We start from the raw sequence: 26,084 nt of genomic DNA on the forward strand, positions 1-26,084 counted from the left end.
TGATCGCCGCGTTCAATATCGGCGGCTGGCAATCGACCACGCGCATCGTCGCCCCCGGCATTCCCGGAGACCTCGGCACCGTGGGCGAACGATGGGTGGGCATGGCGCTGGCGCAGCGCCGCGCGCTGGCTGCGGAGCGGGTGGCGCGCTGGCAGGCCACCGGGCAAGCTGCTCCGATCTTGCGCATTGCCATGCCAGGCGGCCCGGGTTCGCAGATTGTGTTTGATCGGCTTGCTGCCGATTTTGCCGCCATCGGCATCAAATTGACCCGGACCCCCGAAGGCGCGCCCGCCGAATTGCGGCTGATTGATGTTGCCGCGCGCTATGCGCGTCCGGCTTGGTTCCTGAATCAGCTGGCCTGCTCGGTGCATAAGGCGGCCTGCAATCAGGTCGGCGATGCGCGTCTGGCCGAAGCCCGCGCCGCCAGCGACCCGCGCGATCGCGCCGCCCTGCTGGGCGAGGCAGAGGCCGAAATCACCGCCGCCAATGGCTATATCCCGATTGCCCGGCCACTGCGCTGGTCGCTGGTGCGCAGCAATGTTGCTGGGTTCGCGCCCAATCCGCTGGGCTGGCATCCGCTCCCACCGCTGGCGGTGCTGCCCAGATAGCCGCGCCTGCGCAAACAAGCCCGTTGTCAAAAATCGATGGCGATGCCGTTCTTCTCCCAATCGCCAAAGCGCGTCGGATCGAGCCCGTCGGGGTCCTTGCCGCGAACGACGGCGCGCGGCGTAGGTGCGGGCTCGTTCGTCCAGTGGGCGGGGGGCGTGAAGCCCGCAGGGCGCTGCTGTGCCCGCTTGATCGGTTTTTCCATGCCGCAGACGCTGCGCCATTCTCTGCCTGCGTGCAATTGCCAAGAAGGGCATCAGGCGCGATATGCTGGCCAATGGCTCAATCTTCTGCACCTCAGGATATCCCCGGCGTTCCTGCCCGCCTTGCCGCGCTACGGCTGATCGATGCCGTGCTGCGCCGCGGCGATCCGCTCGATCAAGCCGCACCGCCGGTGCTCCGGGCTATCGAACGCAGCGATGATCGCGCGCTGGCGCAGGCTATCGCGCAAGAGGCGTTGCGCTGGCTCGCCGATCTGGACGCGCTGATCGATGGCGCAACGCGGCTGGTGCTGCCCCACGATGCCAAGGCGCGCAGCGTGCTGCGGCTGATGCTCGCGCAGGCGCTGCGGCTGGGGCTCCCGCCGCATGCCGTGATCGCAACTGGCTTGCCGCTGCTGACGGGCGGTCCCCGGCGGCTGGCGCATGGCGTGTTTTCCGCCGTGCTCAAAGGCGGCGCGCGTTTGCCGGCTGCGCCAACATTGCCCGGGCGCGCTTTGGAACGCTGGGCGGCGGCGTGGCCCGATCGGATTGCGGCAATCGCCGCTGCTCTGGCGCTGCCGCCGCCGCTGGACCTGACCTTGCGCGATCCGGCAGAGACGGACATGTGGGCTGAGCGGCTGGGGGGCACTTCGCTGCTGCCCGGCCACGTCCGGCTGGCGCGCGGCGGCGCGATCGAGGCGCTGGCGGGATACGACGACGGCGCATGGTGGGTGCAGGATCTCGCCGCGAGCATCCCGGCGCGGCTGCTCGGGCCGGGCAATGGGCAGCGCGTGCTCGATCTGTGCGCCGCGCCCGGCGGCAAGACGCTGCAACTCGCCGCGATGGGCTGGCAAGTCACGGCGATCGACAAATCTGCGCGCCGGGTCGAGCGCCTCACCCAGAACCTTGCGCGTACCGGGCTGACAGCCGAAGTCATCACTGCTGATGTGATGCAATGGCGTCCGCCTGAGGCCTTGTTTGATGCGGTGCTGGTCGATGCGCCGTGCAGCGCCACCGGCACCTGCCGCCGCCATCCCGATGTGCTCCACCGGCCGATCGCCTTTGCCGAGCTGGAGAGCCTCCAGCGCGATCTGCTCGAACGCGCAGCGGGCGCGATCCGCCAGGGCGGACGGCTGGTCTATGTGGTGTGCTCGCTCGAACCGCAGGAGGGCGAGGCGCAGGCCGCGTGGGTCAAGGCACTGGCGCGGGTGCCGATCACCGCCGACCAGCTCCCGCCGGGCATCGCACCCACCGCTCAAGGCTGGTTTCGCAGCGACCCCGGCATGCTCGCCGAGCAAGGCGGCATCGACGGTTTCTTTGCCGCGATGTGGGAGAAGTAGTGGCTCAGCCCGCCTTCAGCTTATCGGCATAACTCTTGCGCAGCTTTGCCAGCTTGGGTGGAATCACCGCGAGGCAATAGGGATTGCGCTGGCCTTCGCCGTTCCAGTATTCCTGATGATAGTCTTCGGCCGGATACCATACCGCCGGGCCTTCGATGGTGGTCACGATGGGGGCATTGCGGCCCTCTGCGGCGCGCACGATGGCGGCTTCCATCGCGCTACGCTGCGCATCACCCACCGGAAACAGCGCGGAGCGATATTGCGTGCCCACGTCATTGCCCTGCCGGTTGAGCTGCGTTGGATCGTGGGTGGCAAAATGAATGTCGAGGAGGTCATCCAGCGACAGTACGTCCGGATCGAAGGTCACGCGGATCGCCTCGGCATGGCCCGTCGTGCCCGAGCAGACCTGCTTGTAGGTCGGGTCGGCGATCCCTCCGCCGATATAGCCGCTCTCCACCGCGCTGACCCCGACGAGATCCTGAAACACCGCTTCGGTGCACCAGAAGCAGCCGCCTGCCATGATTGCCTGTTCCATCGCTCATTCCTTCGCGGTTCGAGTTTTGCCCGGGCGGATATCTAGGGATGCCGCGCCAGATTGTAATAGGCGCAGCTTAGGCTAGGATTGCGCGTGAGATCACCCCAATTCGCACGAGGAGCCCCGCCCATGCCCGTTTGGTCCAAATTTGCCGCCGTCGCATTTGTCGCCATGACGGCGGCAACCTTTGCGCTCCCCGCTTCTGCTGCCAAACCGAAGGCTGCGATGCGGGCTGCGGTCGCCGATCCCGCGCTCACCGCTGCGCTGGCCGATTCGCACCGCGACAAAGACCGCGCGCGCGATGTCTATCGCCACCCTGCCGAAATGATGAAATTCATGCAGATCAAGCCGGGCATGACCGTGGTGGAGTATTATCCCGGTGGCGGCTGGTTCACCCGCGTGCTGGTGCCTTATCTTGGTGCAAACGGGCAATACATCGTGTTGATCCCGCCAGTGACCCCGGCGGATAGTTTTGGCGAGGCCCAGACCACAACCCCGGCGTCCTTCGCCGAAAAGGCCGCGACGTGGACCGGTCCGGGCGGAGCGCCGGTTTCCGCGATTGTCAGCGGCAGCAAACTGGCCGACCGCAAGGGCACGGTAGACCGCGTGGTAATTTTTCGCGGTCTCCACAATATGTGGTCGGGCAACTCGCTCTACACCGATCTGAAAGCGGCGCGCCTGCTGCTCAAGCCTAACGGGCTCCTCGGCATCGAGCAGCACCGCGCCAAGCCTGGTGCTCCGGCCGATTACACCGATGGCAACATGGGCTATATGCGTGAGAAGGATGCGATCGCGCTGCTCGATACGATGGGTTTCCAGCTTGTCGGCAAAAGCGAGGTCAACGCCAATCCGAAAGACAGCGCAAACTGGCCTGACGGCGTGTGGACGCTGCCCCCGGCGCTGACTTTGAAGGACAAGGACCGCGCCAAGTATGAGGCCATCGGCGAGAGCGACCGGATGACGCTGATCTTCCGCAAGCGACCCTGATCAAAGCAGGCACCAAGGGCGCTCCATGACCAACCTCTCCGTCGCTGCGCTGCAGCTTGCGCTGGGCGGCGATGCCGCCAGCAATATCGCGGCGGTTTCCGCGCTGGTCGAACAGGCCGCGGCCATGGGCGCGCAGGTGGTGCTGCCGCCAGAGCTGTTTGCCGGGCCTTACTTCTGCAGCGTGGAGGATGAAGCCCTGTTCGCGCTCGCGCATCCACTGGGCGAAGACCCCTCGGTAGCCGCGATGCAGAAGCTGGCCGGCGCGTTGAAAATCGCCATCCCGACCAGTTTTTTTGAGCGCGACGGCCATCACTACTACAACACGCTGGCGATGATCGGCCCCGATGGAAGCATTATGGGCACCTACCGCAAGAGCCACATCCCCGATGGCCCGGGGTATGAGGAGAAGTACTACTTCCGTCCCGGCAACACTGGCTTCAAGGTGTGGGATGTGTTCGGCGCGCGGATCGGCGTGGGCATCTGCTGGGATCAATGGTATCCTGAATGCGCCCGCGCGATGGCGCTGATGGGCGCGCATGTGCTGTTTTATCCCACTGCCATCGGCTCGGAGCCCTACGACGCCAGTTTTGATACCAGCCGTATCTGGCGCCGCGCGATGATCGGCCATGCCGCTTCCAATTGCATGCCCGTGATCGCCGCCAACCGGATCGGTACCGAGGGGCAGGGGCAGGCGTTTTACGGCCACAGCTTCATTGCCGATCAGTGGGGCGATTTTCTGGGCGATTATGGCGCGCAGGAAACCGGCGCACTGGTCGCCAACCTCGATCTGGCCGAAGCCGCGCGCCACCGCGCCGGCATGGGTTTCTTCCGCGACCGCCGCCCAGAGCTTTACACGCGCCTCGCGCAGGATATCTGAACCTGGCGCGCTATCTGATCGCGCTCGGCTCTAACCAGCGCCATGCGCGGTTCGGCCTACCCAATGCGGTGCTGCGCTCCGCGCTGATCGCGCTGCAGGCCGCCGGGCTCGAACTCGAAGCGATCTCGCCGATCATCAGCAGCGCGCCGCTAGGGCCCTCGCAGCGCCGCTATGCCAATGCCGCGGCAGTGGTGCTGAGCCAGCATGATCCGCGCGCGCTGCTGGCCCTGCTTCAGCAGATCGAGCACCGTTTCGGTCGCAATCGGCGCGGGCAGCGCTGGCGCGCGCGCCCGCTCGATCTTGACGTAGTGCTGTGGCAGGGCGGAGTCTGGCGCGACAGTGTGCTCACTATCCCCCACCCTGAATTTCGTCGCCGCCTGTTCGTGCTTGGTCCCGCCACCGAAATTGCCCCCGATTGGCGCGATCCGATCACCCATTGCACCTTGCGACACCTGCGCGCGCGCTTGACCCGCAAGAGTGTGGCCCTTAGAGGGCCGCATCGCAGCGCAAGCGCGGGCCCTTAGCTCAGTCGGTAGAGCACGTGACTTTTAATCACTAGGTCGCTGGTTCGAACCCAGCAGGGCTCACCAACCTTTTCTCGATTGGCCGCAAGCGATCACGCGTCAGGCCGCATCCGGCAGCTTGACCGGCACGCCGTTGACGATGCACGGATCGATGCCAAAATCCTTGGCGATGGCGCGCGCGGTCATCTTGGCTGACATCATGACCGAAGGCGTGCCGCCGCCCGGCTGGGTGCCTTGGCCCACGAGGTACAGGTTGGTAACGTCCTCGCTGCGATTGTGCGGCCGGAAAAATGCCGATTGGGTAAGCACCGGCTCGACCCCGAAACCATTGCCCGCATAGGAGCCCAGCGTCTGCTCGAAATAATCGGGCGTCACGAAGCTTTGATAGACAATGCGCTGCTTGAGGCCGGGAATGTACCCGCGCTCGTCCAGAAAGGTCAGCACTTTGTCGGCAAAGCCGGGTCCGACTTTGGCCCAATCGATGTCGCTCAGATTGTTGGGCACCGGAATCAGCGTGTAGGCCGCATGGTGGCCCTCGGGCGCTAGGCTGGGATCGGTGATCGTCGGAATGTGGAGATACTGCGAGAAATCCTCGCTCAATGTCTTGCGGTCGAAAATGTCGGTCAGCAGCTCTTCATAGCGCGGCCCGAGAATGATGTTGTGATGCTGCAGATTTGAATCGCCGTGCTGCCGCGTGTAGCCGAAGTAGATCACCATCAGCGACATCGACTGCTTGCGGAATTTGACTACCGCGTCGCGATTGATCGTGCGGTGTGCTTTGTCGACCAGCTTGAGGTAAGTCGTGGCATAATCGGCGTTGGACACGACAAGGTCGGACGTCAGCTTTTCGCCGGACTGGAGCGTAACCCCGGTGGCGACACGCTTGCGCCCCTGCTTGGCCACATCTATCGAAGCAACTTCGGCATTGAGACGCAAAGTCCCGCCCATTTCCTCGAACTTGCGGATCATGCCGGCGATCAGCGCGCCGGTGCCGCCGACCGCGAAATGGATGCCCCAGGTTTTCTCGACGAAATGGATCATCGCATAAATCGCGGGGACTTTGAGCGGGTTGCCGCCGACGAGCAGGGGTTCGAAGCTGAACACCTGGCGCATCTTGTCGCTCTTGAAATACTTCTTCACGAATGAGAACAGCGACTGGATCGCGCCCAGCTTGACCAGATCGGGGACCACGCCGAGCATCGAACGGAGGCTGCCGAAGTACGTATAGCCCAGTTCGAGAAAGCCGCGTTCGAAGATCGCGCGCGCGGCTTCGTGGAAACGCTCGTATCCGTCCAGATCTTCGGGGGCGAGGCGCGCGATCTGCTCGCGCACCCGCACCGGGTCGGCGTCATAATCGAAGAACGTGCCGTCATCGAAATAGATCCGGTAAAACGGCAGGATCGGCACGATCTCGACATAGCGGCTGGTATTGGGGCCGCCGCTGATGCCCGAGAGGATCCGGCGATCATCGCCGAGCACATGCGCTGGAAAATCAGGCTCGCCCAGCCTGGCGTGGTCGGCCTCGAGGCTGAACAGCTCTTCGATGAAATGCGGCACGGTCAGCACCGTCGGCCCCATGTCGAACGTGAAGCCCTCGGCGCGGCGCACATAGGCGCGCCCGCCCGGAGCATCGAGCGCCTCAACAATGGTCGTCGCAAACCCCAGGCTTTGCAAGCGCATGGCGCAGGCGATCCCGCCAATGCCCGATCCTATGACAATCGCGCTTTTCCGTTCCATGAGCCGTGCCTTATCCACTATGCGGGCGCTGCGTTGCCAAGCGACCGCAGCCGAAGACCCGATATGGCAATGGTCACCGGACTGCAATGTGCCACAAGGACACTGTCGGACGGCCTGCCTTCAGGTGCGCCGCATCCGCAACACAAAGCCCACCGCAAAACCTGCGGCGACCAGCAGGCTGAGCCAGAACTGACTGGCCAGATCAGGCTGCAACGCCATGAACAGCAGCACCGCCAGCATCGCCGCCATCGCCAGCAGCGAGCCATAGGGGTGGAACCACATCTTGAGCTTCAGCCGCGCCGGGGCCTCGCGCTCGAACCGGCTGCGCAGGCGCAGCTGGGCGGCGGCCACCAGCAAGTAGAGCAGGATCATCGTGACGCCCGAGGAATTGACCAGAAAGCTGAACACGGTGCCCGGCGAAAGCCAGTTGGCCGCCAGCGCGCCATAGCCAAACAGGCTGGCCGCGATGATTGCACGCGCGGGCACTTTGCGGGCGTTGACATGCACCAGCCAGCGGGGCGCGTCGCCATAGCGGGCGAGGCCAAACAGCGCGCGCGAGGTGACATAGAGCCCGCTGTTGAGGCACGATAGCACCGCCACCAACACCACCGCGCTCATGATCGTCTCCCCGCCGGGGATCGCCATCGCGGCGAGCGTAGTGGCAAAGGGCGAATGCCCCGGCACGATGTTCTGCCACGGCACGATCGTGACGATCAGCAGCATCGAGAGCACATAAAAAATGACGATCCGCACCGTAACCGAGATCGTCATCCGCGAGATTACTTTCGCCGGATCGGGCGATTCGGCCGCCGCGATCGTCGCGATCTCCGCGCCGCAGAGCGCAAAGATGGTGGAAGATACAGCCGCCAGCACCACGCTCCAGCCATGCGGGGCAAAGCCGCCATGCACGGTCAGGTTGGCGATGGAGGGGCCCTGAGGCGCGGTCAATCCCGCCACCCAGGCGATGCCGAGCAAGATGAACACGATGATCGCCGCGACTTTGATCGAGGAGAACCAGAACTCGAACTCGCCGAACGAGCGCGTTGACAAGAGGTTGGCCCCAAGCATCAACGTCATCAAAGTCGTGCCGATGGCCCATTCCGGCAAGCCGGGTAGCCACACGGCGATGATCTTGGCTCCGGCAATCGCCTCGACCGCGACTACCACGACCCAGAAATACCAGTAGAGCCAACCAGAGAGAAACCCGGCGAGATGCCCCAGACCAGCGCGGGCGAAATCGGGAAAGCTCTGCACCCCATCGAGTGAAACCGCCATCTCCGCGATCATCCGCATGACCAGCAGGATCAGCAGGCCCGCGATCAGATAGGACAATACCGCCGCCGGCCCCGCAGCGGCAATGGTGGCGGACGAGCCGACAAACAGCCCTGCCCCGATGATCCCGCCAATCGCGATCATCGAGACGTGGCGCGGCAGCAGTGTCTGGCTCAACTGGGCGTTTTGCGCGCCTGGTTCGGCCCCTGGTTCGATCGCCGCCGCTATGCTCATGTCTTGCCCCTTCACGCCCGAAGGGTCATGGCATATCGCGAGCAGCGGCGCTGTCAAACTTCGGCCTCAATGCAGGCCGACGATTTTGGTTTAAGCGCTGGCGCCTTTGTTGCGAAAGGTGTCGGACGCCAGATCGAACAGCTTCTGCGCGACGAGCACGGCGGCTGGGGCGTTGGGAGCCGTTGCGTCCGCGCCGACTTCGGCGGCGAGTGCCGGGCGCGCGGTAAACATCGGGCCGCCGACCATGACGCTGATGGCCGGATTAAGCGATTGCTGGCGCACGAGTGCGATGGTCGAACGCAAGACATCGAGCTGTCGTTCCGATCCCGCGGTGAGGCCGACAACCGCGAACCACTGGCGGCGGGCGGCATCGGCAATCTCCTCCACTGTGGCGGAAAGCTCGGTTTGCACTTGCCATCCGGCTGCCAGCAGAAACCGCTCGACCATGGTGACGCCGAAGTAATGCTGATCGCCCGGGGTCATGGCCATCAGCACCTGGCGGCGGGTATCGAGCGCCGGGATGCTGTGCGTGTCATTGAACACCGCCAACAGCTTTTGAAGACGCGCAACGCCGAGCGTCACATCGATGAAATCGCATTCGTCGCGGTCCCACATCTCGCCCAAATACCGCGCAGTAGGCTCCAGCAGCTCGATAAACAGGGTGTCCATCTGCAGGCCGCGATCGCGCAGCACCAGAACATAGGCCGCTGCCGCCTCAAGGTCGGTGCCCAGCACGATGTCGGCGAGTTGGTGGATCTCATCGCTGCCCGGCGGGATCAGGTTCGCCGCAGGCTCGCTGGGGTGCGCCGGCTGGATGACTTTGTTGTTGAGGCGCAGCAGGCGCGGGATAATCTCGCTGGAAATGGCCCGCGCAAGCTTCGCCTGCCGCAGCGAAACATCGTCGCGACCATAAATCTCCGGCGAAATGAAGTGCGTTTCAAGCCGGCGCAGATGGAGGCCGTCGATAGCAGGACTTGGTGTAGTCCTGGCTGCGTATACCATCGCGCATCCCCTCGCTGAGCCGTTTATCGACTCTCTATAACGAAAACAGCATATTGAACCGGCTCTGTCGATAGTCAAAAAGGGCGTTTGGCGCGCTTTGCGATGTTAGCCGACGGTCGCGCGCACTTGCGCTGCGGGCATCACGCTGATTTGGCCGGACCTTTGCCAAGGCTCGCCCAGCGCTTGAATGGCAGCGGCGCGTGCTTGGCAGCGGACCCTCGAAGTGAAAGCGGCGCGGTGCGCCCCATTGCGGGGGCTAAGGTGGGCGCAAGCGGACCAACACAGGATTTTGTGCGTTGCAAAATTGCGTTGCGCATACGAATGATGTTCCTGTAAATCATACAACGCAGGTCTTTCGTACGAAACGAAAATAAGACCGTTCAGGGACAGGATCACGTGGATCAAGATCAGACACCGCGCCGGGCGCCAGACGTTACGGCAACCGTCAATCCTGTGCGCAGCGGCGCCGATTGGCAGACCATGCGCGATGCGTGCCTCGCCGATCCTGGCGCGTTCCACGGTGATATTGCGAATCGCACGATCCATTGGTTCGTCGGCGATGTCGGAGCCAATGGTGCCTGGATCATGCTGGGCGAGGATGGCCGCTGGTCAGGCTGGGACGCGGTCAGCGGTGCGTCCGTCACGCCCGATCTGCCTGCCGATTTTGCTCCCTGGACCCGCGCGTTCGATGGCGACAACGCCCCGCACTGGCGCTGGTTTGCCGGTGGGCGTACCAATGGCTGCTTCAACGAGGTCGATCGGCATGTGCTGACCGGGCACGGCGATGAGGCCGCGCTGATCTTCGAAGGGGACCGCTGGGACATGTCGTCCGATGGCGGGCGCGGCGCACCGGTCGATTGCTTCACCGTGTCGCGGCGGCAATTGCTGCTGGAAACCGCGAAATGCGCGGTTGCCCTGCAGGCGCTGGGGCTCAAGGCGGGTGATCGCATCGCGCTCAACATGCCAAGCATCGTGCCGCAGATTTTCTGGACCGAAGCGGCCAAGCGGCTCGGCATCGTCTACACCGCCGTTTTCGGCGGCTTCAGCGACAAGACCTTGTCCGACCGCATCGCCGATGCCGGCGCGCGCGTAATCGTGACCTCGGACGGCAGCTATCGCAACGCACAGGTCGCCGCGTTCAAGACGGCCTATACCGACCCCGCGCTCGATAACTTCGTGCCGGTCAAGACTGCGCTGGCGATCATCGCGCAGACCGACCTCGGTATTGCCGAGGAAGACGCCGCCACGATCCGCGAAACCGTGGCCGAAACGCTCGCCGGCGAAGTCACTGTCGAACGTTCCGACGTGATGCGCGGCGTTGGCCGGGCGCTGGTGCTGCTGGGCAAGGCGGCGCGGCTCAGTTCGGCCGATGCGGCGCGGGTTCGCATCGCCATCGCCTCCAGCCTCGTCACCGTGCCGCCGCGCGTCGATGCGGTGATCGTGGTCAAGCACACCGGCCAGCCCGATCTGGTCTGGCGGCCCGAGCGCGACCGCTGGAGCCACGAGCTCACCGATGCGGCGCTCGCCACCATTCTGGACAAGGCGGGGCTCGCGTCCGAGGCCGATTTGCTGGCGCTTCCCGATGCCGAATTCGTCCGCGCGATCTGGGCCGCCTCGCCGCCGCTCCCGGTCGACGCCGATTATCCGATGTTCTTCATCTACACTTCGGGCTCGACCGGAAAGCCCAAGGGCATCGTTCACGTGCACGGGGGCTATACTGCGGGCATCGCGCATACCATGAAGGCCGCGTTCGATGCGCGGCCGGGCGATACGCTGTTCGTCGTGGCCGATCCCGGCTGGATCACCGGGCAAAGCTATCTGATCTCCGCCTCGCTGCTCACCCGCGTGACCAGCCTGATTTCCGAAGGTTCGCCGGTGTTCCCGCATGCCGGACGCTTTGCCTCGATGATCGAGCGGCACAATGTCACGATCTTCAAGGCGGGCGTCACCTTCCTCAAATCGGTGATGTCCGATCCTTCGAACCTTGCTGATGTCGAGCGCTATGACATGTCGTCGCTGCGCGTCGCGACCTTCTGCGCGGAGCCGACCTCGCCTTCGGTGCAGGCCTTCGGCATGGATCATGTCACGCCGCAATATATCAACAGCTACTGGGCGACCGAGCACGGCGGCATCGCGTGGACGCATTTCTATGGCAACAGCGACTTCCCGCTGAAGGCCGATGCGCACGCCTATCCGCTGCCGTGGATCGTTGGCGACGTCTGGGTCGAGGATGCCGATGCGCCCGCGGCGCAGGCGCCATTCACGCGCGCCGGCGATGCCGGGGTGCCGTGGCGCCGGGCCGAGCCGGGCGAGAAGGGCGAGATCGTGATCGCTTCGCCCTATCCCTATCTGGCGCGCACGATCTGGGGCGATGTCGACAACTTCACGGTCGAGAACGGCAGTGTGATCGGCGATTGGCGCGGCGATGCCGGGCGCTGGGCCGATGGCTACTGGACCCGCTGGCGCGGCGCGTGGGGGTATACCCAGGGCGACTTCGCGATCCGCCACGAAGATGCGTCGTTCTCGTTCCATGGCCGCAGCGACGATGTGATCAACGTTTCGGGCCACCGCATGGGCACCGAGGAAATCGAAGGCGCGATCCTTCGGGACAAGGCGCTTGATCCGGATTCGCCGGTAGGCAACGTGCTCGTGGTCGGCGCGCCCCACCGCGAGAAGGGGCTGACGCCGCTGGCGTTCGTCGTGCCGGTCGCGGGCCGCAAGCTGACCCAGGACGATCGCCGACGGTTGTTCGATCTGGTCCGCACCGAAAAAGGCGCGGTCGCCGTGCCTGCCGATTTCCTCGAAGTCTCGCAGTTCCCCGAAACGCGCTCGGGCAAGTACATGCGCCGCATGGTTCGTGCGCTGGTCGAAGGCGGCGAGTTGGGCGATGTGACCACATTGCGCAATCCCGAGGCGCTGACCGAGCTCAAGAAAGTGATCGACGAGTGGCAGCGCAAGCAACGCCTCTCCGAGGATCAGTCGCTGTTCGATCGCTACAGGTACTTCCTGATCCAGTACAATGTCGTGGCTCCCGGCAAGCGGGTGGCGACCGTCACCGTGACCAACCCGCCGGTCAACGCGCTCAACGAGCGCGCGATCGACGAGCTGGTGATCGTGGTTGATCATCTCTCGCGCAACGATGATGTCGTCGCGGTGGTGTTCACCGGCGAGGGCACCTCCTCGTTCGTCGCGGGCGCCGATATCCGGCAGATGTTGGAGGAAATCCACAGTGTCGATGAAGCGATGGTGCTGCCCAACAACGCGCAGCTTGCCTTCCGCAAGATCGAAACGATGGGCAAGCCGTGCATCGCGGCGGTGCAGGGCGTCGCGCTGGGCGGCGGCATGGAGTTCGCGCTCGCGTGTCATTACCGCATTGCCGAGCCAACCGCCCGTTTTGGTCAGCCGGAAATCCGCCTGCGCCTGCTCCCCGGCTATGGCGGCACCCAGCGCCTGCCGCGCTTGCTCGGCGAAGCGCGCGGGGCCGAAGGCGTGCGCGATGCGCTCGATCTGATCCTTGGCGGGCGCAGCATCGATGGCGCTGCGGCGCAGGCCATTGGCCTTGTCGATGATCTTGTCGAAGGCGCGCATGATGCGCTGGCCGCCGCGCATGCCGCGGTTCGCGCCTATGTGCGCGATCCTGCGGGCAGCCCGCTGGGCCAGGCCTTTGCCGCGCGCGAGGCGATGACCGCGCTGTGGGAAGCGCCGTCGCCGGTTTCGCTCGATGCGGTGCTCGAAGACGAGTTCCTGCAGCGCGTGCTGCGCCAGCTCGATTGGGCTGGCCGCAAGGTTGCGGGCGAGCGCGCGCTCGATGCGGTGCGTACCGGCCTTGAACAAGGCATGGCGACGGGCCTCGCGCGCGAAGCGGCGGTGTTTGCGCAGGCCATCGTCGATCCCGAAGGCGGCAAGACCGGCATCCGCCAGTTTATGGACAAAGTCAGCCCGCCGCTGCCCGTGCGGCGCAATGGCGTGTGGATCGATGCCGAGCATGAACCGCGCGGGAAGGCGCTCGAAGCCTCGGGCGATCTGCTCCCGGTCGGCGCGCCGTTTTATCCGGGCGTCACCGCGATCCCCGCGTATCAATATGCCTTTGGCATCGCGCGCGATCCCGATACCGGGAGCCCGCGTTTCGGTCCGCCGATCAGCCACGAACGCGAACTGATCGTTGCCGTGCCGGAGCCCGCGCCGAATGATGCGCTGGTCTACATGCTGACCTCGGAGGTCAACTTCAACGATATCTGGGCGCTCACCGGCATTCCCGTCTCGCCGTTCGATAGCCATGAGGAAGACGTTCAGATCACCGGATCGGGCGGCATTGCCCTGATCGCCGCGCTGGGCAGCGAAGCCAAGGCGCAGGGGCGCTTGAAGGTCGGCGATATGGTCGCGGTCTATTCGGGCACCAACGATCTGCTCAGCCCGCAAGTCGGCAACGATCCGATGTATGCCGGCTTTGCGATCCAGGGATACGAAACCGAAACGGGCAGCCACGCGCAGTTCCTCGCGGTGCAGGCACCGCAATTGCATTCGGTTCCGGGCGACCTCACGCTGGAGCAGGCGGGAAGCTATATTCTCAATCTCGGCACGATCAGCCGCTGCCTGTTCACCACTTTGCAGATCGAGCCGGGGCGGACGCTGTTTGTCGAAGGCTCGGCAACCGGCACCGGCCTCGATGCGCTGCGTTCGTCGGTGCGCACCGGCTTGCAGGTAACGGGCCTCGTCTCCAGCCCCGCGCGCGCCGCATTCATTGCCACGCAAGGCGCCGTCGGCGCGCTTGACCGCAAGGATGCGCGCTTTGCCGATCTGTTCACCGCCGTTCCTGAAGACGCAGACGAAGCCCGCGCGTGGGAGGCAGCAGGGGCGCCCCTTGTTGCCCAATACAAGGCGCTCAACGGCGGCATGCTGGCCGATTATGTGGTCAGCCATGCCGGCGAGACGGCTTTCCCGCGAAGCTTCCAGTTGCTCGCCGAAGGCGGCACTTTGGCGTTCTACGGCGCGTCGTCAGGCTATCACTTCAGCTTCATGGGCAAACCCGGCAGCGCCAGCCCTGAGGTGATGCTGCGCAAGGCCGCGCTGCGCGGCGGCGAAGCAGTGCTGATCTATTATGGCCCGCGCTCGTCCGATCTGCTTGATGAGGCAGGGCTGGAAATGATCGAAGGCGCGCGCCGGTTCAACGCGCGCACCGTGGTTGCCACCACCACCGATGGCCAGCGCGAGTTTCTCCAGTCGCTCGGGCTGGAAGACACCATTGCGGGGATCGTCAGCCTTGAAAGCATCCGCCGCCGCGAGGGCGCAAACTTCGATTGGCCCGATACGATGCCGCGTCTGCCCGATGCCAAGACCGATATCGAACCGTTCAAGGCGGCGGTGCGCGATTATCAGGACCGGGTGATGAAGCCGTTCGGCGCAGCCGTCGGCAAGATTCTGCGTTCACCCGATAATCCGCGCGGGAGCCCGGATCTGATCATCGAGCGTGCAGGACAGGATACGCTGGGCATCTCGACTTCGCTGGTCAAGCCGTTCACCGGGCGCGTGGTTTTTGCCGAAGACCTCTCCGGCCAGCGCTTCACGTTTTATGCGCCGCAAGTGTGGACCCGTCAGCGCAAGATACTGATGCCGACCGCGTCGATCCTCGGTACGCATCTGTGCAATGCCTTCGAAGTTGCGCGGATGAACGACATGATCTCTGCCGGGCTGCTGGATGTAACCGAACCGCAGGTCGTGCCATGGGAAGGCCTTCCCGAAGCGCACCAGTCGATGTGGGAAAACCGGCATACCGGCGCAACGTATGTGGTGAACCATGCATTGCCCGCGCTGGGGCTGCGCAGCCGCGATGCGCTCCTTGAAATGTGGGCGTCACAAGCAAACTGATCTTTGAAAAACGGGGTAGTGATGATGGCAAAGGCAAAAACCACGGCCGCTGAAGTTTCCAGCGTACAGGAAACGAGCGCTTCGGGTGCTGCATCGGGCCGCCTTGCCGGCAAGATCGCGGTGATCACGGGCGCTGCGGGCAATATCGGCGGCGAAATCGTGCGGCACTATTTGGCTGAAGGCGCGACGGTGGTGATGACCGGGCGCACCGCGGCCCGCACCGATGCCGCCGCCGCCGCGATCCTTGCCGAAACGGGCGCAGCCGCGGACCGGATCATGACGGTCGAACTCGATGGCGGCGATGCCCCGTCGGTGCGCGCCGGGATTGCCAAAGTCGTCGAGCGGTTTGGCAAGATCGACATTCTGGTGAACAATGCCGGGTCGGCCGGTCCGAAGCAGCCGCTGGGCAGCCTGCCGATGGATGCCGCCGAACTGGCCGCGCTGCAAAAATCCGGTTCGAACGACGGCGAGACCGTGGGCGATGCGATCCGCAACATCTTCGGTGTGGCGTGGAATCTGGTCCGCGCGGCCGCGCCCGCGATGAGCGAGGGCGGCTCGATCATCAATGTCTCGACGATTTTCTCGCGCACGCCCTATTATGCGCGCACTGCCTATGTCGTGCCCAAGGCGGCGATGAACGCGCTGTCGCGCGAACTGTCGCTGGAACTCGGGCCGCGCGGCGTGCGTGTCAATCTGGTGTTCCCCGGCCCCATCGCCAGCGAGCGCATTCGCACCGTGTTTGCCGCGATGGACAAGATGCGCGGCGATGGCGAAGGCACCACGCAGGCCGAATTTTTCGGCATGATGTCGTTGAAGCGCGGCGTCGATGGCGCGCCGCGCGACAAGACGTTCCCGACGCCGGGCGATATCGCAACGACCTGCGTGTTCCTCGGCAGCGACGATTCTGCGCCCTATAACGGCCACGATTTCGAAGTGACCCACGGCATGACCGTGCGCAAGGAATCGCGAGCGACCTATCTTGCGCGCCCGACGATGCGTTCGATGGATGGAGCAGGTCTTGCCGTGCTGATCGCCGCAGGCGATGGCTGGGAAGATGCGCTGGAGATCGCCAAGATCCAGATCGCATGCGGCGCGCAAGTGCTGCTCGGCCTCTCGCGTCAGGCCGATGTCGCGGTGGCGCAGTCGCGCGCCGCCGCCGATGCGCTGGGCGACAAGCTGGCGATCATCCGCTTCAACCGCACTGAGCCCGCCGCGATGGAACAGGCGCTGGAGGCCTATAGCGAAGCCGGGACGCCGATCACCGGCGCGATCTTCATGCCGATGCGCGGGGCGGACGAGTTTACCGGCGCGCTGGTCGATGCATCGGACCAAGATGTGAATGCGTTCATGGACGCGGAGATTGCGGGCAACATTGCGCTGGCGCGCACGCTCAGCCGCTACTGGAAGCGGTATGATACACTGCTGCAGGACCCGCGTTTCGTGTTCCTGACGAATACCACCGACGGCAAGGGCGATATCTTCGCCAACGTGCTGCGCGCTGCGACCGAGCAACTGATCCGCGTCTGGCGCGACGAGTCCGAAGTCGATGTCAAGCACGGCCGCCGCCGCCAGACCGAATGGGGCAGCCAGATCGTCCGCTTCGGCAACGACGAAGCCGAGAACACGCGGTTTACCGCGGGGCATGCGGCGCGCATCCTGCTGAAAGAAAGCAAGATCCGCGAGATCACGCTCTATGTGCCCACCAGCATCGGCGAGGCGACCGGCGCGCGCAAGGCGATGCCGGGGTTCAGCGAAAACATCACCGGGCTGCATCTGGGCAAAGTTGCGCTGATCACGGGCGGTTCGGCCGGGATCGGCGGGCAGGTGGCCCGGCTCTTGGCGCTGGCTGGCGGCAAGATCATGATGGTCGCCCGCCGCGAAAGCGAGCTGGCGGTGGCGCGCGCGCGCATTGTGAGCGAGCTTGAAGATGTCGGCTTCGCCGGTGTCGAGCGCCGCGTGCAGACGATGGGCGGCGTCGATGTCAGCGATCTCGCCTCGCTGAAGCGCGCGGTCGACGAGACGATCAAGGCGTTCGGCCGGATCGACTATCTGATCAACAACGCGGGTGTGGCCGGGGCCGAAGACATGGTCGTCGATATGGATATCGACGCGTGGCGCTATACGCTCGATGCCAACCTGGTGTCGAACTACTTGCTGATGCACCATGTCGTGCCGCTGATGAAGGCGCAGGGATCGGGCTACATCCTCAACGTCTCGTCCTACTTCGGCGGCGAAAAGTTCCTCGCGGTCGCCTATCCCAATCGCGCCGATTATGCCGTGTCCAAGGCCGGACAGCGCGCGATGGTCGAATCGATGTCGCGCTATCTGGGCCCCGAGGTCCAGTTCAACGCCATCGCGCCGGGGCCGGTCGATGGCGACCGGTTGGCGGGCACCGGCGGCAAGCCGGGTCTGTTCGAGCGGCGCGGCAAGCTGATCCTTGAAAACAAGCGCCTGAACGCGATCCATGCGGCGGTGATCAAGACGCTGCGCCGCGGGGTGCGGGTTGAGGCGGTGCTCAACCGGCTTGCCCGCAACGACACTATCCGCATGTCGCACGACACCAATAACCCTCACGAACTGCGTGATCTTGCGCTGGCTTGTGCGCGCGAGGGCGACGGCGTCTGCACCTGGGACCGCTACCTGCTGACCGGCGCAATCGCGCAGCGGCTGGTCTCGCGGCTGCGCAAAGGCGGCTATTTCCTCGATTCGCCCGAGTGGCTTGAGCGGCCGGATACGGCTGAGGCCAACAGCGGATGGCTGATGAAACTGCCGCCCGATGATGTGCCCTTCCTGCCCGCCGACAAGATCGCGATCGAGGCCAAGAAGGTCGGCAGCGGCGTGCTGCGCCAGCTTCACCTCGGCAAGATGCCCACCGAAGGCGAAGTGGCGCAGGCCACTGTCTTCTTCCTTGCAGACCGCGCGGTCAGCGGCGAGACGTTCATGCCTTCGGGCGGTCTCAGCGTCGAGCGTTCGACCACCGAGCGCGAGCTGTTCGGCAGCCCCAAGCAGGAGCGTCTCGATCAGATGCGCGGCAAGACCGTGTGGATCATCGGCGAGCATCTCGAAGATTATCTCGCCGAAGCTGCGCGCCAGTTCATCGAGGATTGCCATGTCGCGCGGGTGGTGCTGCTCACTGCCAGCCAGGCTGGGGCCGATGCAATCCGCGCGCAGCTGACCGAAATTCCTGCGGACCATCTGGAAACGATCCTGTGTGATAGCGGGCTCGAAGTGGCGATGAACGATGCGCTAGGCCGCTGGGGCCGCCCGATGACCATCGTCTCTACTCCGTTTACGCCCCTGCCGGACCGTTTGTTCGAGCTGGAGAACCCCTTGACCCCCGAAGCCTTCCGCGATGTGGTCGAGGCCAACCTGACGCATCATTTCCGCGTGGCGCGCAAAGCCTCGCTCTATGACGATTGCCAGATCGTGCTGGTCTCGCCTGATGTGCCGATGGGCGATACCAGCCCGGCCTTTGCCATCGCCAACTTCATCAAGACCACGCTGCACGCCTTCACCGCGACCGCAGCGGTCGAGAACGAGCGGCTGGTCCATGATGTGCCGATCAACCAGATCAACCTCACCCGGCGTGTGCGTTCGGAAGAGCCACGCAACCTTGACGAACACCTCGAAGAAGTGAAGCGCTTTGCGCGCGGCGTGCTGCTGCTCGGCGCGCCACTTCCCGATGCGGAAGATTCGCGCTATCGCTCGCGCATTTACCGCGGAATGGCCATGACGGTCTGAGGAACACAATTTGAATCAGTATTTGCCATTCGAAAAGGCCGTGCAGGCGCTCGAAACTCGGGCGTTGCAAGTGCGCGAAGCCAGTGGGGAGGACACCGAGGCGGCGCTGCTCGACGAGCGCGCGCAGCGACAGCTATCGGATCTTTATGCCCGCCTCACCCCGTGGCAGCGCACATTGGTGGCGCGGCACCCGGCGCGGCCGCATTTCAAACACTATGTCGAGCACTTGTGCAGCGATTTCCTCCCGCTCGGCGGCGACCGCACATTCGGCAATGACGAGGCGATCATCGGCGGCTTTGCCACGTTGGAAGGTCGCAAGGTTGTCTTGATCGGCCATGCCAAGGGGGAAGACACCGCCTCGCGGGTCAAGCACAACTTCGGCATGGCGCGGCCCGAGGGCTATCGCAAGGCGATCCGCCTGATGGAACTGGCCGACCGTTTCGGGCTGCCGGTGATCACGCTGGTCGATACCCCGGGCGCATTTCCCGGCCTTGATGCCGAGGAACGCGGGCAGGCCGAGGCGATTGCCCGCAGCACCGAGAAATGCCTCTCGCTCGGCGTGCCGATGGTTGCGGTGATCGTGGGCGAAGGCGGTTCGGGCGGCGCAATCGCGCTTGCGGCGGCAAACCGCGTGCTGATGCTGGAACACTCCGTCTATTCGGTAATCTCGCCCGAAGGCTGCGCCTCGATCCTCTGGCGCAGCGCGGGCAAGGCCGCCGAAGCCGCCGAGGCGATGAAGATCACCGCCAATGAGCTCCTGCGTCTGGGCGTGATCGACCGCATTGTTTACGAGCCTGCGGGCGGCGCGCACCGCGCGCCTGCGCTGGCGATCAGCCGGGTCGGCACGGCGATTTCGGCCGAGCTGACCGCGCTGGCAGGACTATCGAAGGACGAACTGCGCAGCGAGCGGCTCAACAAGTTCTTGCAGATGGGGCAACTTTAACCGGGGTCTACCACCCCATACTGCCCAGGACGCCCTTGAACGGTCCGGCAAACCCCGACGTGATCCAGCCGCCGTAAAACGCGCCCGGTTGCGGGATGACCGTTTCGCCATCGACAGTGCACCTGTCGAATGGACGGGCATAGAACGCCACGTGATCGCGCAAAGATTGGAACGTGCGGGTCGGGCTGGGATAGCTCCAGCCCACGCGCGGCAGCACGATATCGCCGACCACCACATCCCAATAGACCGCCGCCCCCTTCCATTCGCACATCGAACTGCCCTCGGCGCGGCGCAGCACGCCGGGCGCGATGTCGGCTGGCGGGATGTAGTAGCTGGGCGGGTGGCTCGTTTCGAGCGTGCGCACGGCGGCGCGCGTATCGGCGACGATCACCCCGGCATGTTCGATCACGATGCGCGCCGAACATAGCTCGGCGATCGCCGGGCGCGGGAACGCCCACACGCTTTCCTGCCCCGGCGCGACAGGGTCCGGCTCAGGCCGCATGCCGTTTGGTATTTTTTTGCATCCCCTGCAATATGCGCGCTGCGTCTGGTCTTGTCACGCGGCTGCGCGCAGCACTGCCCCTAGGGCCAAACCATTCCCTGCCTTGCGATTGATCCTTGCTCGGCTAAGTTCGATGCGGATGTCATGATGACACCGCAGCATAAGGCGGAACGGGCGCTTGGCGAAAAAACGAGGATGGGCGGTGCGCATACTGGGCTGGACGGCGGGCTTGCTCGGAATCGGGGCGGTCAGCCTCGCAGCGTATCTCTATGCCCCCGACAAGCCCCGCGTCGCGCTTGAAGCGCTTTATCCGGGCGAATACCGCACAGTTTTGGGCATGCGCCTGCGCCTGCGCGATACCGGGCCGAGGGATCGGCCAGCGCTCATTCTCGTGCATGGTTTCGGCTCCAGCCTCGATACGTGGGAGCCATGGGCAGAGGCGCTTTCGGTGCGCTACCGGGTGGTCCGCTTCGATCTGCCCGGCTTTGGCCTCAGCGGGCCGGACCCGACAGGCGACTATTCCGATGCGCGCTCAATGAAGATACTGATCGGCCTGATGGATCAATTGGGTATCGCGCGCGCCAGCCTGATTGGCAATTCGTTGGGCGGACGGATCGTGTGGAACTTGGCCGCGCTCCATCCGGAACGGGTGGCGCGGCTGGTGCTGATCTCGCCCGATGGCTTTGCCAGCCCCGGCTTCGAATATGGCAAACCTCCACAAGTGCCCCTGATGATGAAAGCGCTGCCCTATGTCGCGCCGCGCGAGATGCTGAAGCAGAACCTCGCCATCGCTTATGCAAGGCCCGCAGCGCTCAGCGAAGAGACGGTGACCCGCACCCGCGACATGATGCTCGCGCCTGGCGTGCGGCGCGCGATTTTGGCGCGCATGGAGCAAGTGATCCTGCGCGATCCCGCCCCGACCTTGGCGCGGATCAAGGCGCCGGTGCTGCTGCTGTGGGGCGAAAAGGACGGGATGATCCCGATCAGCAATGCGGCCGACTATATGCGCGATCTGCCGCCCGGCGCGAAGTTGGTGCGCCTGCCAGAGCTGGGCCATGTGCCGTTCGAGGAAAACCCGGGCCGCGCGCTCATCCCGGTGGAGGCGTTTCTGGCGGAAGGTGGCCCCTGAAGCTGGCACAGCGCGGGCACTTTCGGCATTTGGGCCGCCATTGTCTCTCGGGCGCCGTGTAAGCAGTGGGCTGGGCGTCGGTAATGATCCGCATGACTGCGGATCCGTTGTGGTGGACGCAAAGGGTCTCCCTCTGACGTGGATTGTTGAAACACACAAATTGCGAGAATCATGGTTTGGACGGGATCAGGGTCAGGCTGGTCTGGCGTCCATCGATATAGCGCATGGTTGTGCCGTCGAAGAAGGCGTTCTCCTCGGTCCTGAAATCGACGCGCTGGCCGCCCCATTCGGGCACGGCGGCATAGGAGGTCAGTTCGATCGACCACGCGGTATTGGCGCGGATCGGCGCGCTTCCGCGCGGATCGGCGTTCTGGTTGTCCCAAAAACCGATGGATGGCCCTGCGCCGTGGCCATGCAGGCCAATCGGATGCGAATAGATCGAGGGGGCGAGGCCTGCCGCCACTGCTTCCGCCCGCGCCAAGGCCAGCGCCTGGTTGCCGCTGCGGCCGACCGCGAAATGGCGGGCGAGGATGTCCTGCACCTTGTTGCTGTTCGCCAGCCCCTGCCTGAGGCCTGCGGGCGCTTCGGTTTCCCCCGGTTTGAGCACATAGGCAAGGTGCTGCGTATCGGTATTGAGCCGCAGGTAGGTGATCCCGAAATCGGTCCACAGAAGATCGCCGGGCTGGATCACTTCCGCCCCTTCGATCATGCCCTTCGCGCCTTGCCGCTGGATCGCGATGGATGGGTGAAACCAGGCATCGAGGCCCAGTTGGAGCAGCCGGTCGCGGTACCACCACTGCACCTGCTCGGCGGTTGTGGCGCCAGGAGTGATGACCTTGCGCGAAAAGGCCTCGCCGATCAGGGCGTGGGCGATGCGCATGATCGAAGGATACAGCGCCATCTCGGCGGGGGTGCGGGTCTCGAGCCAGCGGATCGCGGGGTTTTCGCCGCTCACGATCCGCTGGCGCAGCGCCGCCGGGAGCGCGGCTGTAAACCTCTCGTACTGGCTGACCGTCATGCCATCGGCGAACTGGTGAAGATCCGAGATGTTGACCGCAATTCTGGCCGGATCTCGCGCCGCGACGATATCGGCAGCCGCCTGCCACTGGTCTGGCTGTTGCGCCGGATCCCATGCGGGCGAAAACAGGCCGGCAAGCCCATAGCGGCTGACGGTGAGCTGCTCGATCGGTTTCCCTTCGCCCGGATCGCGGAAAATCAGGATCGTCCGGCGGCGGGCATGCATGCTTTCGGCATCCAGCATCGATGCAACCACCGGCTCTTCAAAATATTCGCGCGCGACCAGCAGCCAGAGGTCGATGCCTTCCGCGCGCATGATGGCCGGAATGATCGCATCGAGCCGCTCGGCTAGAATGCGATTCTCTGTCTCCGCTCGTTCGCGCGCTGCAAGGATGGGCGGCAAGGCAGGCGCCGCTGTTTCGGTCTCGCTCATGGTGATGGGCGCAGGCGCCGCTGCGGCAGACGATGCGATGAGCGCCGCGGCCAGCGCTGCTCTTGGTATCATCCGCTTTGCCATTTTCACCCCGCCCCTCGCTTCAACAGGATCACTTTGGCCGTTCGCCGCGCCCGGATCAAGCGAGGCGCGCAGATGAGCCCGCAGGCTTGCCAGCAGCGGCTGGTCCGCGCGGCTTGCGGCAAGGTGGGGGGCGTGCATGGTGATGGTGGGCGCGGCAAGGATTGAACTTGCGACCCCACCCGTGTGAAGGGTGTGCTCTACCACTGAGCTACGCGCCCGCGCAGCCTCTGGTGGGCTGGGCAGGCACGCGCGTTGCCACGGGCGGGCGCGATTGACAAGTGGGGGGATCAAGATATCTGCTGGGGGCATGACAGACGAAAACCAAACGCCCGAATCTGCAACCTCATCCGAACCGGTAGCAGCCGCAGCGCCAGCCGCCGCCGATGTGCCGCCTGCCGATATCCCGCCTGCCGATATCCCGCCTGACCGCCTCGCGATCAATCCGCGCAGCCCCTTTTTCGATGCCGCGAAATTGCAGCGCGGGATCGGCATCCGTTTCAAGGGGGTGGTCCGCCGCAATGTCGAGGAATACTCGATGTCCGAAGGCTGGGTGCGGGTGCAGGCGGGCAAATCGATGGACCGCAATGGCAATCCGCTGACCCTGAAGCTCAGCGGCCCGGTCGAGGCATGGTTCGAAGATCTGGGCGACGACGCGCCGGTCGCCAAGCTGGGCTGAGTGCTGGCTCAGGCGGGCCGCAGCTTTGCGCGTTCGCGCGCCACCAGTTCGGTCAGCCAGTCCTTGAACGCGCGCACCCGGCCCAGTGCATGGGTATCCTTGTGCGTCACCAGCCAGAACGAGCGCATGATCCGCCGCTCGGGCAAGACCGCCACCAGCGCCGGATCGGCATCGCCGATAAAGCAGGGCAGCACCCCGATCCCGGTGCCCGCCGCGATCAGCCGGTGCTGCGCGTTGATCGAGGACGAGCGCACGCTGGCAGCAAGGCTCGGCTCGATTTCCGCGAGATAGCGCAGCTCGGGCGCATAGAGCAGATCGGGCACATAGCCGACCAACGGATGCCCCTGCGCCAATTCGGCGGGCCGCCGCACCGCGCCGTGCTGCGCCAGATAATCGGCGCTGGCATAAAGCCGCAGCGCATAATCCGCCAGTTTTCCGGCGATCACCGGCCCCGCGCGCGGGCGCGACAGCGTGACTGCCAGATCGGCCTCGCGCTTGGACGGGCTCAAAAATCCCGACGAGGCGACCAGATCGATCACCAGCCGGGGATGCGCCGCGGTGAACGAGCGCAAGGCAGGCGCGACTATCCAGCTGGCAAATCCTTCAGACAGGCTGACGCGCAGCAGCCCTGCCGGTCCATCGCCGCCATGCTCGGCGATGCGGCTGGCGGCCAGCTCCATCGCCTCGACTTCGGCCAGCATCATCTCGCCCGCCTCGGTCAGCACCTGGCCCTCGCGCGTCTGCTCGAACAAGGTGGTGCCGACGCGCGCTTCCAGACGGCGCAGTCGGCGGCCCATCGTGGTGGCATCGACGCGCATCGCCGCCGCCGCACGCGCCAATTGCCCGGTGCGCGCTATGGCCAGAAAGGCCTGATAGTCGTTCCAATCTGGGGGCTGCATATCTGCATGTTTCCCTCGCATTTTCGCTTGTTGCATGCAAGCGGGCGCAGGTTCACGGGTTCCCCAACGAAGTTTGTCAGAAAAGGATATGCCATGCGCCAGATCGATCATTTCATTGTGGGGGGCGGCGGAAATTCGTCGTCGCGCAAGGGCGATGTGTTTGATCCCAACACTGGCGCGGTGCAGGCGCAAGTTGCACTGGGCGATGCCGCGGTGCTGGAGCGCGCCGTGCAGGCCGCGCTCGCCGCTCAGCCGAAGTGGGCTGCGGTCAATCCGCAGCGCCGGGCGCGCGTGATGTTCGAGTTCAAGCGCATTGTCGAAGCCAATCTTGACGAACTGGCCCACCTGCTCTCGGCGGAACACGGCAAGGTGATCGCCGATTCCAAAGGCGATATCCAGCGCGGGCTGGAAGTGATCGAGTTCTGCTGCGGCATTCCGCATGTGATGAAGGGCGAATACACGCAGGGCGCAGGCCCCGGTATCGACATCTATTCGATGCGCCAGCCCATCGGCATCGGCGCGGGCATCACCCCGTTCAACTTCCCGGGCATGATCCCGCTGTGGATGTCGGGCGTCGCCATCGCCACCGGGAACGCATTCCTGATCAAGCCTTCGGAGCGCGATCCTTCGGTGCCGGTGCGCTTTGCCGAACTGTTCATCGAGGCGGGTCTGCCCGAGGGCATCTGCCAGGTCGTTCACGGCGACAAGGAAATGGTCGACGCGATCCTCGATCACCCGGCCATCGGCGCGGTCAGCTTCGTCGGCTCGTCCGATATCGCGCACTATGTGTATAACCGCGGCGTTGCCGCCGGTAAGCGCGTGCAGGCGATGGGCGGGGCCAAGAACCATGGCATCGTGATGCCCGATGCCGATCTTGATCAGGTGGTGAACGATCTCGCCGGTGCCGCGTTCGGTTCGGCGGGCGAGCGCTGCATGGCATTGCCGGTCGTCGTGCCGGTGGGCGAGGAAACCGCTGAGCGCCTGAAGGCCAAGCTCATTCCCGCGATCGAGGCGCTGCGGGTTGGCATCTCGACCGATACCGATTGCCACTATGGCCCGGTCGTCACCGCCGCGCACAAGGCGAGCATCGAGCGTTGGATCAGCCGCTGCGAGGAGGAAGGCGGCGAGATCGTGATCGACGGGCGCGGGTTCAGCTTGCAGGGCCACGAAAACGGCTTCTTCGTTGGCCCGACCTTGATCGACCATGTGACGGCAGACATGGAAAGCTACAAGAACGAGATCTTCGGCCCGGTGCTGCAGATCGTACGCGCGCATGATTTCGAAGAGGCGCTCGCGCTGCCTTCGAAGCACCAGTATGGCAACGGTGTCGCCCTGTTTACCCGCAGCGGCAACGCGGCGCGCGAATTTGCGGCCCGCGTCAATGTCGGCATGGTCGGCATCAACGTGCCGATCCCGGTGCCGGTCGCCTATCACACCTTTGGCGGGTGGAAGCGCTCGGCGTTCGGCGATACCAACCAGCA

General features: G+C 64.7%; 18 protein-coding genes, 2 tRNA genes and 1 pseudogene. 12 read left to right on the forward strand and 9 right to left on the reverse strand.

The genetic code is table 11. From position 1 onward, the window contains the following. Positions 1-608, forward strand: a pseudogene (locus Q0O40_RS07960) (ABC transporter substrate-binding protein); the annotation flags it as partial. A gap of 26 nt (positions 609-634) precedes the next feature. Here Q0O40_RS07960 and Q0O40_RS07965 read toward each other — a convergent pair. Continuing rightward, positions 635-811, reverse strand: coding sequence for a DUF1674 domain-containing protein (locus Q0O40_RS07965; protein WP_295528388.1), 177 nt, complete (start codon positions 809-811; stop codon positions 635-637). 72 nt (positions 812-883) lie between these two features. Between Q0O40_RS07965 and Q0O40_RS07970 the strand changes: the two genes are divergently transcribed. After that, complete coding sequence (locus Q0O40_RS07970) at positions 884-2,146, forward strand: methyltransferase domain-containing protein (RefSeq protein WP_295528390.1); 1,263 nt, start codon at positions 884-886, stop codon at positions 2,144-2,146. 4 nt (positions 2,147-2,150) lie between these two features. On the opposite strand, the gene msrA is transcribed toward Q0O40_RS07970, so the two are convergent. After that, positions 2,151-2,681 (reverse strand): peptide-methionine (S)-S-oxide reductase MsrA, encoded by a 531-nt coding sequence (gene msrA, locus Q0O40_RS07975; protein ID WP_295528392.1) that lies wholly within the window; start codon positions 2,679-2,681, stop codon positions 2,151-2,153. 129 nt (positions 2,682-2,810) lie between these two features. On the opposite strand from msrA, the gene Q0O40_RS07980 reads away from it, so the two are divergent. The 4 genes from Q0O40_RS07980 (at position 2,811) to Q0O40_RS07995 (ending at position 5,135) form a co-directional block, all read left to right on the forward strand. Then, positions 2,811-3,668: a hypothetical protein gene (locus Q0O40_RS07980; protein WP_295528395.1), complete on the forward strand. Its 858-nt coding sequence runs from the start codon at positions 2,811-2,813 to the stop codon at positions 3,666-3,668. A gap of 25 nt (positions 3,669-3,693) precedes the next feature. Next, complete coding sequence (gene aguB / locus Q0O40_RS07985) at positions 3,694-4,545, forward strand: N-carbamoylputrescine amidase (RefSeq protein WP_295528398.1); 852 nt, start codon at positions 3,694-3,696, stop codon at positions 4,543-4,545. 68 nt (positions 4,546-4,613) lie between these two features. Next, positions 4,614-5,069 (forward strand): 2-amino-4-hydroxy-6-hydroxymethyldihydropteridine diphosphokinase, encoded by a 456-nt coding sequence (folK, locus tag Q0O40_RS07990; protein ID WP_367183732.1) that lies wholly within the window; start codon positions 4,614-4,616, stop codon positions 5,067-5,069. Next, positions 5,060-5,135: transfer RNA gene (locus tag Q0O40_RS07995), tRNA-Lys, on the forward strand. The genes folK and Q0O40_RS07995 overlap by 10 nt, the downstream gene beginning before the upstream one ends. Before the next feature lie 33 nt (positions 5,136-5,168). Here Q0O40_RS07995 and crtI read toward each other — a convergent pair. From crtI to Q0O40_RS08010, 3 genes are all read right to left on the reverse strand, one after another. Further along, a complete protein-coding gene (gene crtI / locus Q0O40_RS08000; protein WP_295528401.1) occupies positions 5,169-6,806 on the reverse strand; it encodes a phytoene desaturase family protein in 1,638 nt (545 codons plus the stop codon). 120 nt (positions 6,807-6,926) lie between these two features. Then, positions 6,927-8,312 (reverse strand): amino acid permease, encoded by a 1,386-nt coding sequence (locus Q0O40_RS08005; protein WP_295528403.1) that lies wholly within the window; start codon positions 8,310-8,312, stop codon positions 6,927-6,929. A 90-nt stretch (positions 8,313-8,402) separates the two neighbouring features. After that, positions 8,403-9,314 carry a B12-binding domain-containing protein gene (locus Q0O40_RS08010; protein ID WP_295528405.1) on the reverse strand — a complete coding sequence of 304 codons (912 nt, stop codon included), beginning with the start codon at positions 9,312-9,314 and terminating at the stop codon, positions 8,403-8,405. Between the two features lie 396 nt (positions 9,315-9,710). Here Q0O40_RS08010 and Q0O40_RS08015 point away from each other — a divergent pair, with 396 nt between their 5' ends. Genes Q0O40_RS08015 through Q0O40_RS08025 form a run of 3 tightly spaced genes read left to right on the forward strand, consistent with a single transcriptional unit; the run spans position 9,711 to position 19,863 of the window. After that, positions 9,711-15,179 carry an AMP-binding protein gene (locus tag Q0O40_RS08015; protein WP_295528408.1) on the forward strand — a complete coding sequence of 1,823 codons (5,469 nt, stop codon included), beginning with the start codon at positions 9,711-9,713 and terminating at the stop codon, positions 15,177-15,179. Positions 15,180-15,200: 21 nt separating this feature from the next. Beyond that, a complete protein-coding gene (locus Q0O40_RS08020) occupies positions 15,201-18,920 on the forward strand; it encodes an SDR family NAD(P)-dependent oxidoreductase (RefSeq protein ID WP_295528410.1) in 3,720 nt (1,239 codons plus the stop codon). Between the two features lie 10 nt (positions 18,921-18,930). Next, on the forward strand, positions 18,931-19,863 hold the full coding sequence (locus Q0O40_RS08025) for an acetyl-CoA carboxylase carboxyltransferase subunit alpha (RefSeq protein ID WP_295528412.1): 933 nt from the start codon (positions 18,931-18,933) through the stop codon (positions 19,861-19,863). Between the two features lie 7 nt (positions 19,864-19,870). Here Q0O40_RS08025 and Q0O40_RS08030 read toward each other — a convergent pair whose 3' ends face one another. After that, positions 19,871-20,365 (reverse strand): DUF427 domain-containing protein, encoded by a 495-nt coding sequence (locus Q0O40_RS08030; RefSeq protein WP_295528415.1) that lies wholly within the window; start codon positions 20,363-20,365, stop codon positions 19,871-19,873. A gap of 202 nt (positions 20,366-20,567) precedes the next feature. Here Q0O40_RS08030 and Q0O40_RS08035 point away from each other — a divergent pair, with 202 nt between their 5' ends. After that, on the forward strand, positions 20,568-21,494 hold the full coding sequence (locus Q0O40_RS08035) for an alpha/beta fold hydrolase (RefSeq protein ID WP_295528418.1): 927 nt from the start codon (positions 20,568-20,570) through the stop codon (positions 21,492-21,494). A 169-nt stretch (positions 21,495-21,663) separates the two neighbouring features. On the opposite strand, the gene Q0O40_RS08040 is transcribed toward Q0O40_RS08035, so the two are convergent. After that, positions 21,664-23,166, reverse strand: coding sequence for a M24 family metallopeptidase (locus Q0O40_RS08040; protein ID WP_295528420.1), 1,503 nt, complete (start codon positions 23,164-23,166; stop codon positions 21,664-21,666). 5 nt (positions 23,167-23,171) lie between these two features. Beyond that, positions 23,172-23,246 (reverse strand) — tRNA-Val (locus Q0O40_RS08045). An 89-nt stretch (positions 23,247-23,335) separates the two neighbouring features. Between Q0O40_RS08045 and Q0O40_RS08050 the strand changes: the two genes are divergently transcribed. Then, complete coding sequence (locus Q0O40_RS08050; RefSeq protein WP_295528424.1) at positions 23,336-23,704, forward strand: DUF3297 family protein; 369 nt, start codon at positions 23,336-23,338, stop codon at positions 23,702-23,704. Between the two features lie 8 nt (positions 23,705-23,712). On the opposite strand, the gene Q0O40_RS08055 is transcribed toward Q0O40_RS08050, so the two are convergent. Continuing rightward, a complete protein-coding gene (locus Q0O40_RS08055; protein WP_295528427.1) occupies positions 23,713-24,603 on the reverse strand; it encodes a LysR family transcriptional regulator in 891 nt (296 codons plus the stop codon). Positions 24,604-24,696: 93 nt separating this feature from the next. Between Q0O40_RS08055 and Q0O40_RS08060 the strand changes: the two genes are divergently transcribed. After that, on the forward strand, positions 24,697-26,084 hold a 1,388-nt coding region (locus tag Q0O40_RS08060; RefSeq protein ID WP_295528430.1), incomplete at its 3' end, for a CoA-acylating methylmalonate-semialdehyde dehydrogenase.

The sequence above is a fragment of the Novosphingobium sp. Chol11 genome, assembly GCF_945870625.1.
Lineage (GTDB): Bacteria > Pseudomonadota > Alphaproteobacteria > Sphingomonadales > Sphingomonadaceae > Novosphingobium.

Excerpts from the sequence above, each read along its gene's own strand:
- msrA (WP_295528392.1), bottom strand. The coding sequence starts at position 2,681 with ATGGAACAGGCAATCATGGCAGGCGGCTGCTTCTGGTGCACCGAAGCG.
- Q0O40_RS08040 (WP_295528420.1), bottom strand. The coding sequence starts at position 23,166 with ATGCACGCCCCCCACCTTGCCGCAAGCCGCGCGGACCAGCCGCTGCTG.
- Q0O40_RS08005 (WP_295528403.1), bottom strand. The coding sequence starts at position 8,312 with ATGAGCATAGCGGCGGCGATCGAACCAGGGGCCGAACCAGGCGCGCAA.
- Q0O40_RS07980 (WP_295528395.1), top strand. The coding sequence starts at position 2,811 with ATGCCCGTTTGGTCCAAATTTGCCGCCGTCGCATTTGTCGCCATGACG.
- Q0O40_RS08050 (WP_295528424.1), top strand. The coding sequence starts at position 23,336 with ATGACAGACGAAAACCAAACGCCCGAATCTGCAACCTCATCCGAACCG.
- Q0O40_RS07970 (WP_295528390.1), top strand. The coding sequence starts at position 884 with ATGGCTCAATCTTCTGCACCTCAGGATATCCCCGGCGTTCCTGCCCGC.
- crtI (WP_295528401.1), bottom strand. The coding sequence starts at position 6,806 with ATGGAACGGAAAAGCGCGATTGTCATAGGATCGGGCATTGGCGGGATC.
- aguB (WP_295528398.1), top strand. The coding sequence starts at position 3,694 with ATGACCAACCTCTCCGTCGCTGCGCTGCAGCTTGCGCTGGGCGGCGAT.
- Q0O40_RS08010 (WP_295528405.1), bottom strand. The coding sequence starts at position 9,314 with ATGGTATACGCAGCCAGGACTACACCAAGTCCTGCTATCGACGGCCTC.
- Q0O40_RS07965 (WP_295528388.1), bottom strand. The coding sequence starts at position 811 with ATGGAAAAACCGATCAAGCGGGCACAGCAGCGCCCTGCGGGCTTCACG.
- Q0O40_RS08055 (WP_295528427.1), bottom strand. The coding sequence starts at position 24,603 with ATGCAGCCCCCAGATTGGAACGACTATCAGGCCTTTCTGGCCATAGCG.
- Q0O40_RS08030 (WP_295528415.1), bottom strand. The coding sequence starts at position 20,365 with ATGCGGCCTGAGCCGGACCCTGTCGCGCCGGGGCAGGAAAGCGTGTGG.
- Q0O40_RS08020 (WP_295528410.1), top strand. The coding sequence starts at position 15,201 with ATGATGGCAAAGGCAAAAACCACGGCCGCTGAAGTTTCCAGCGTACAG.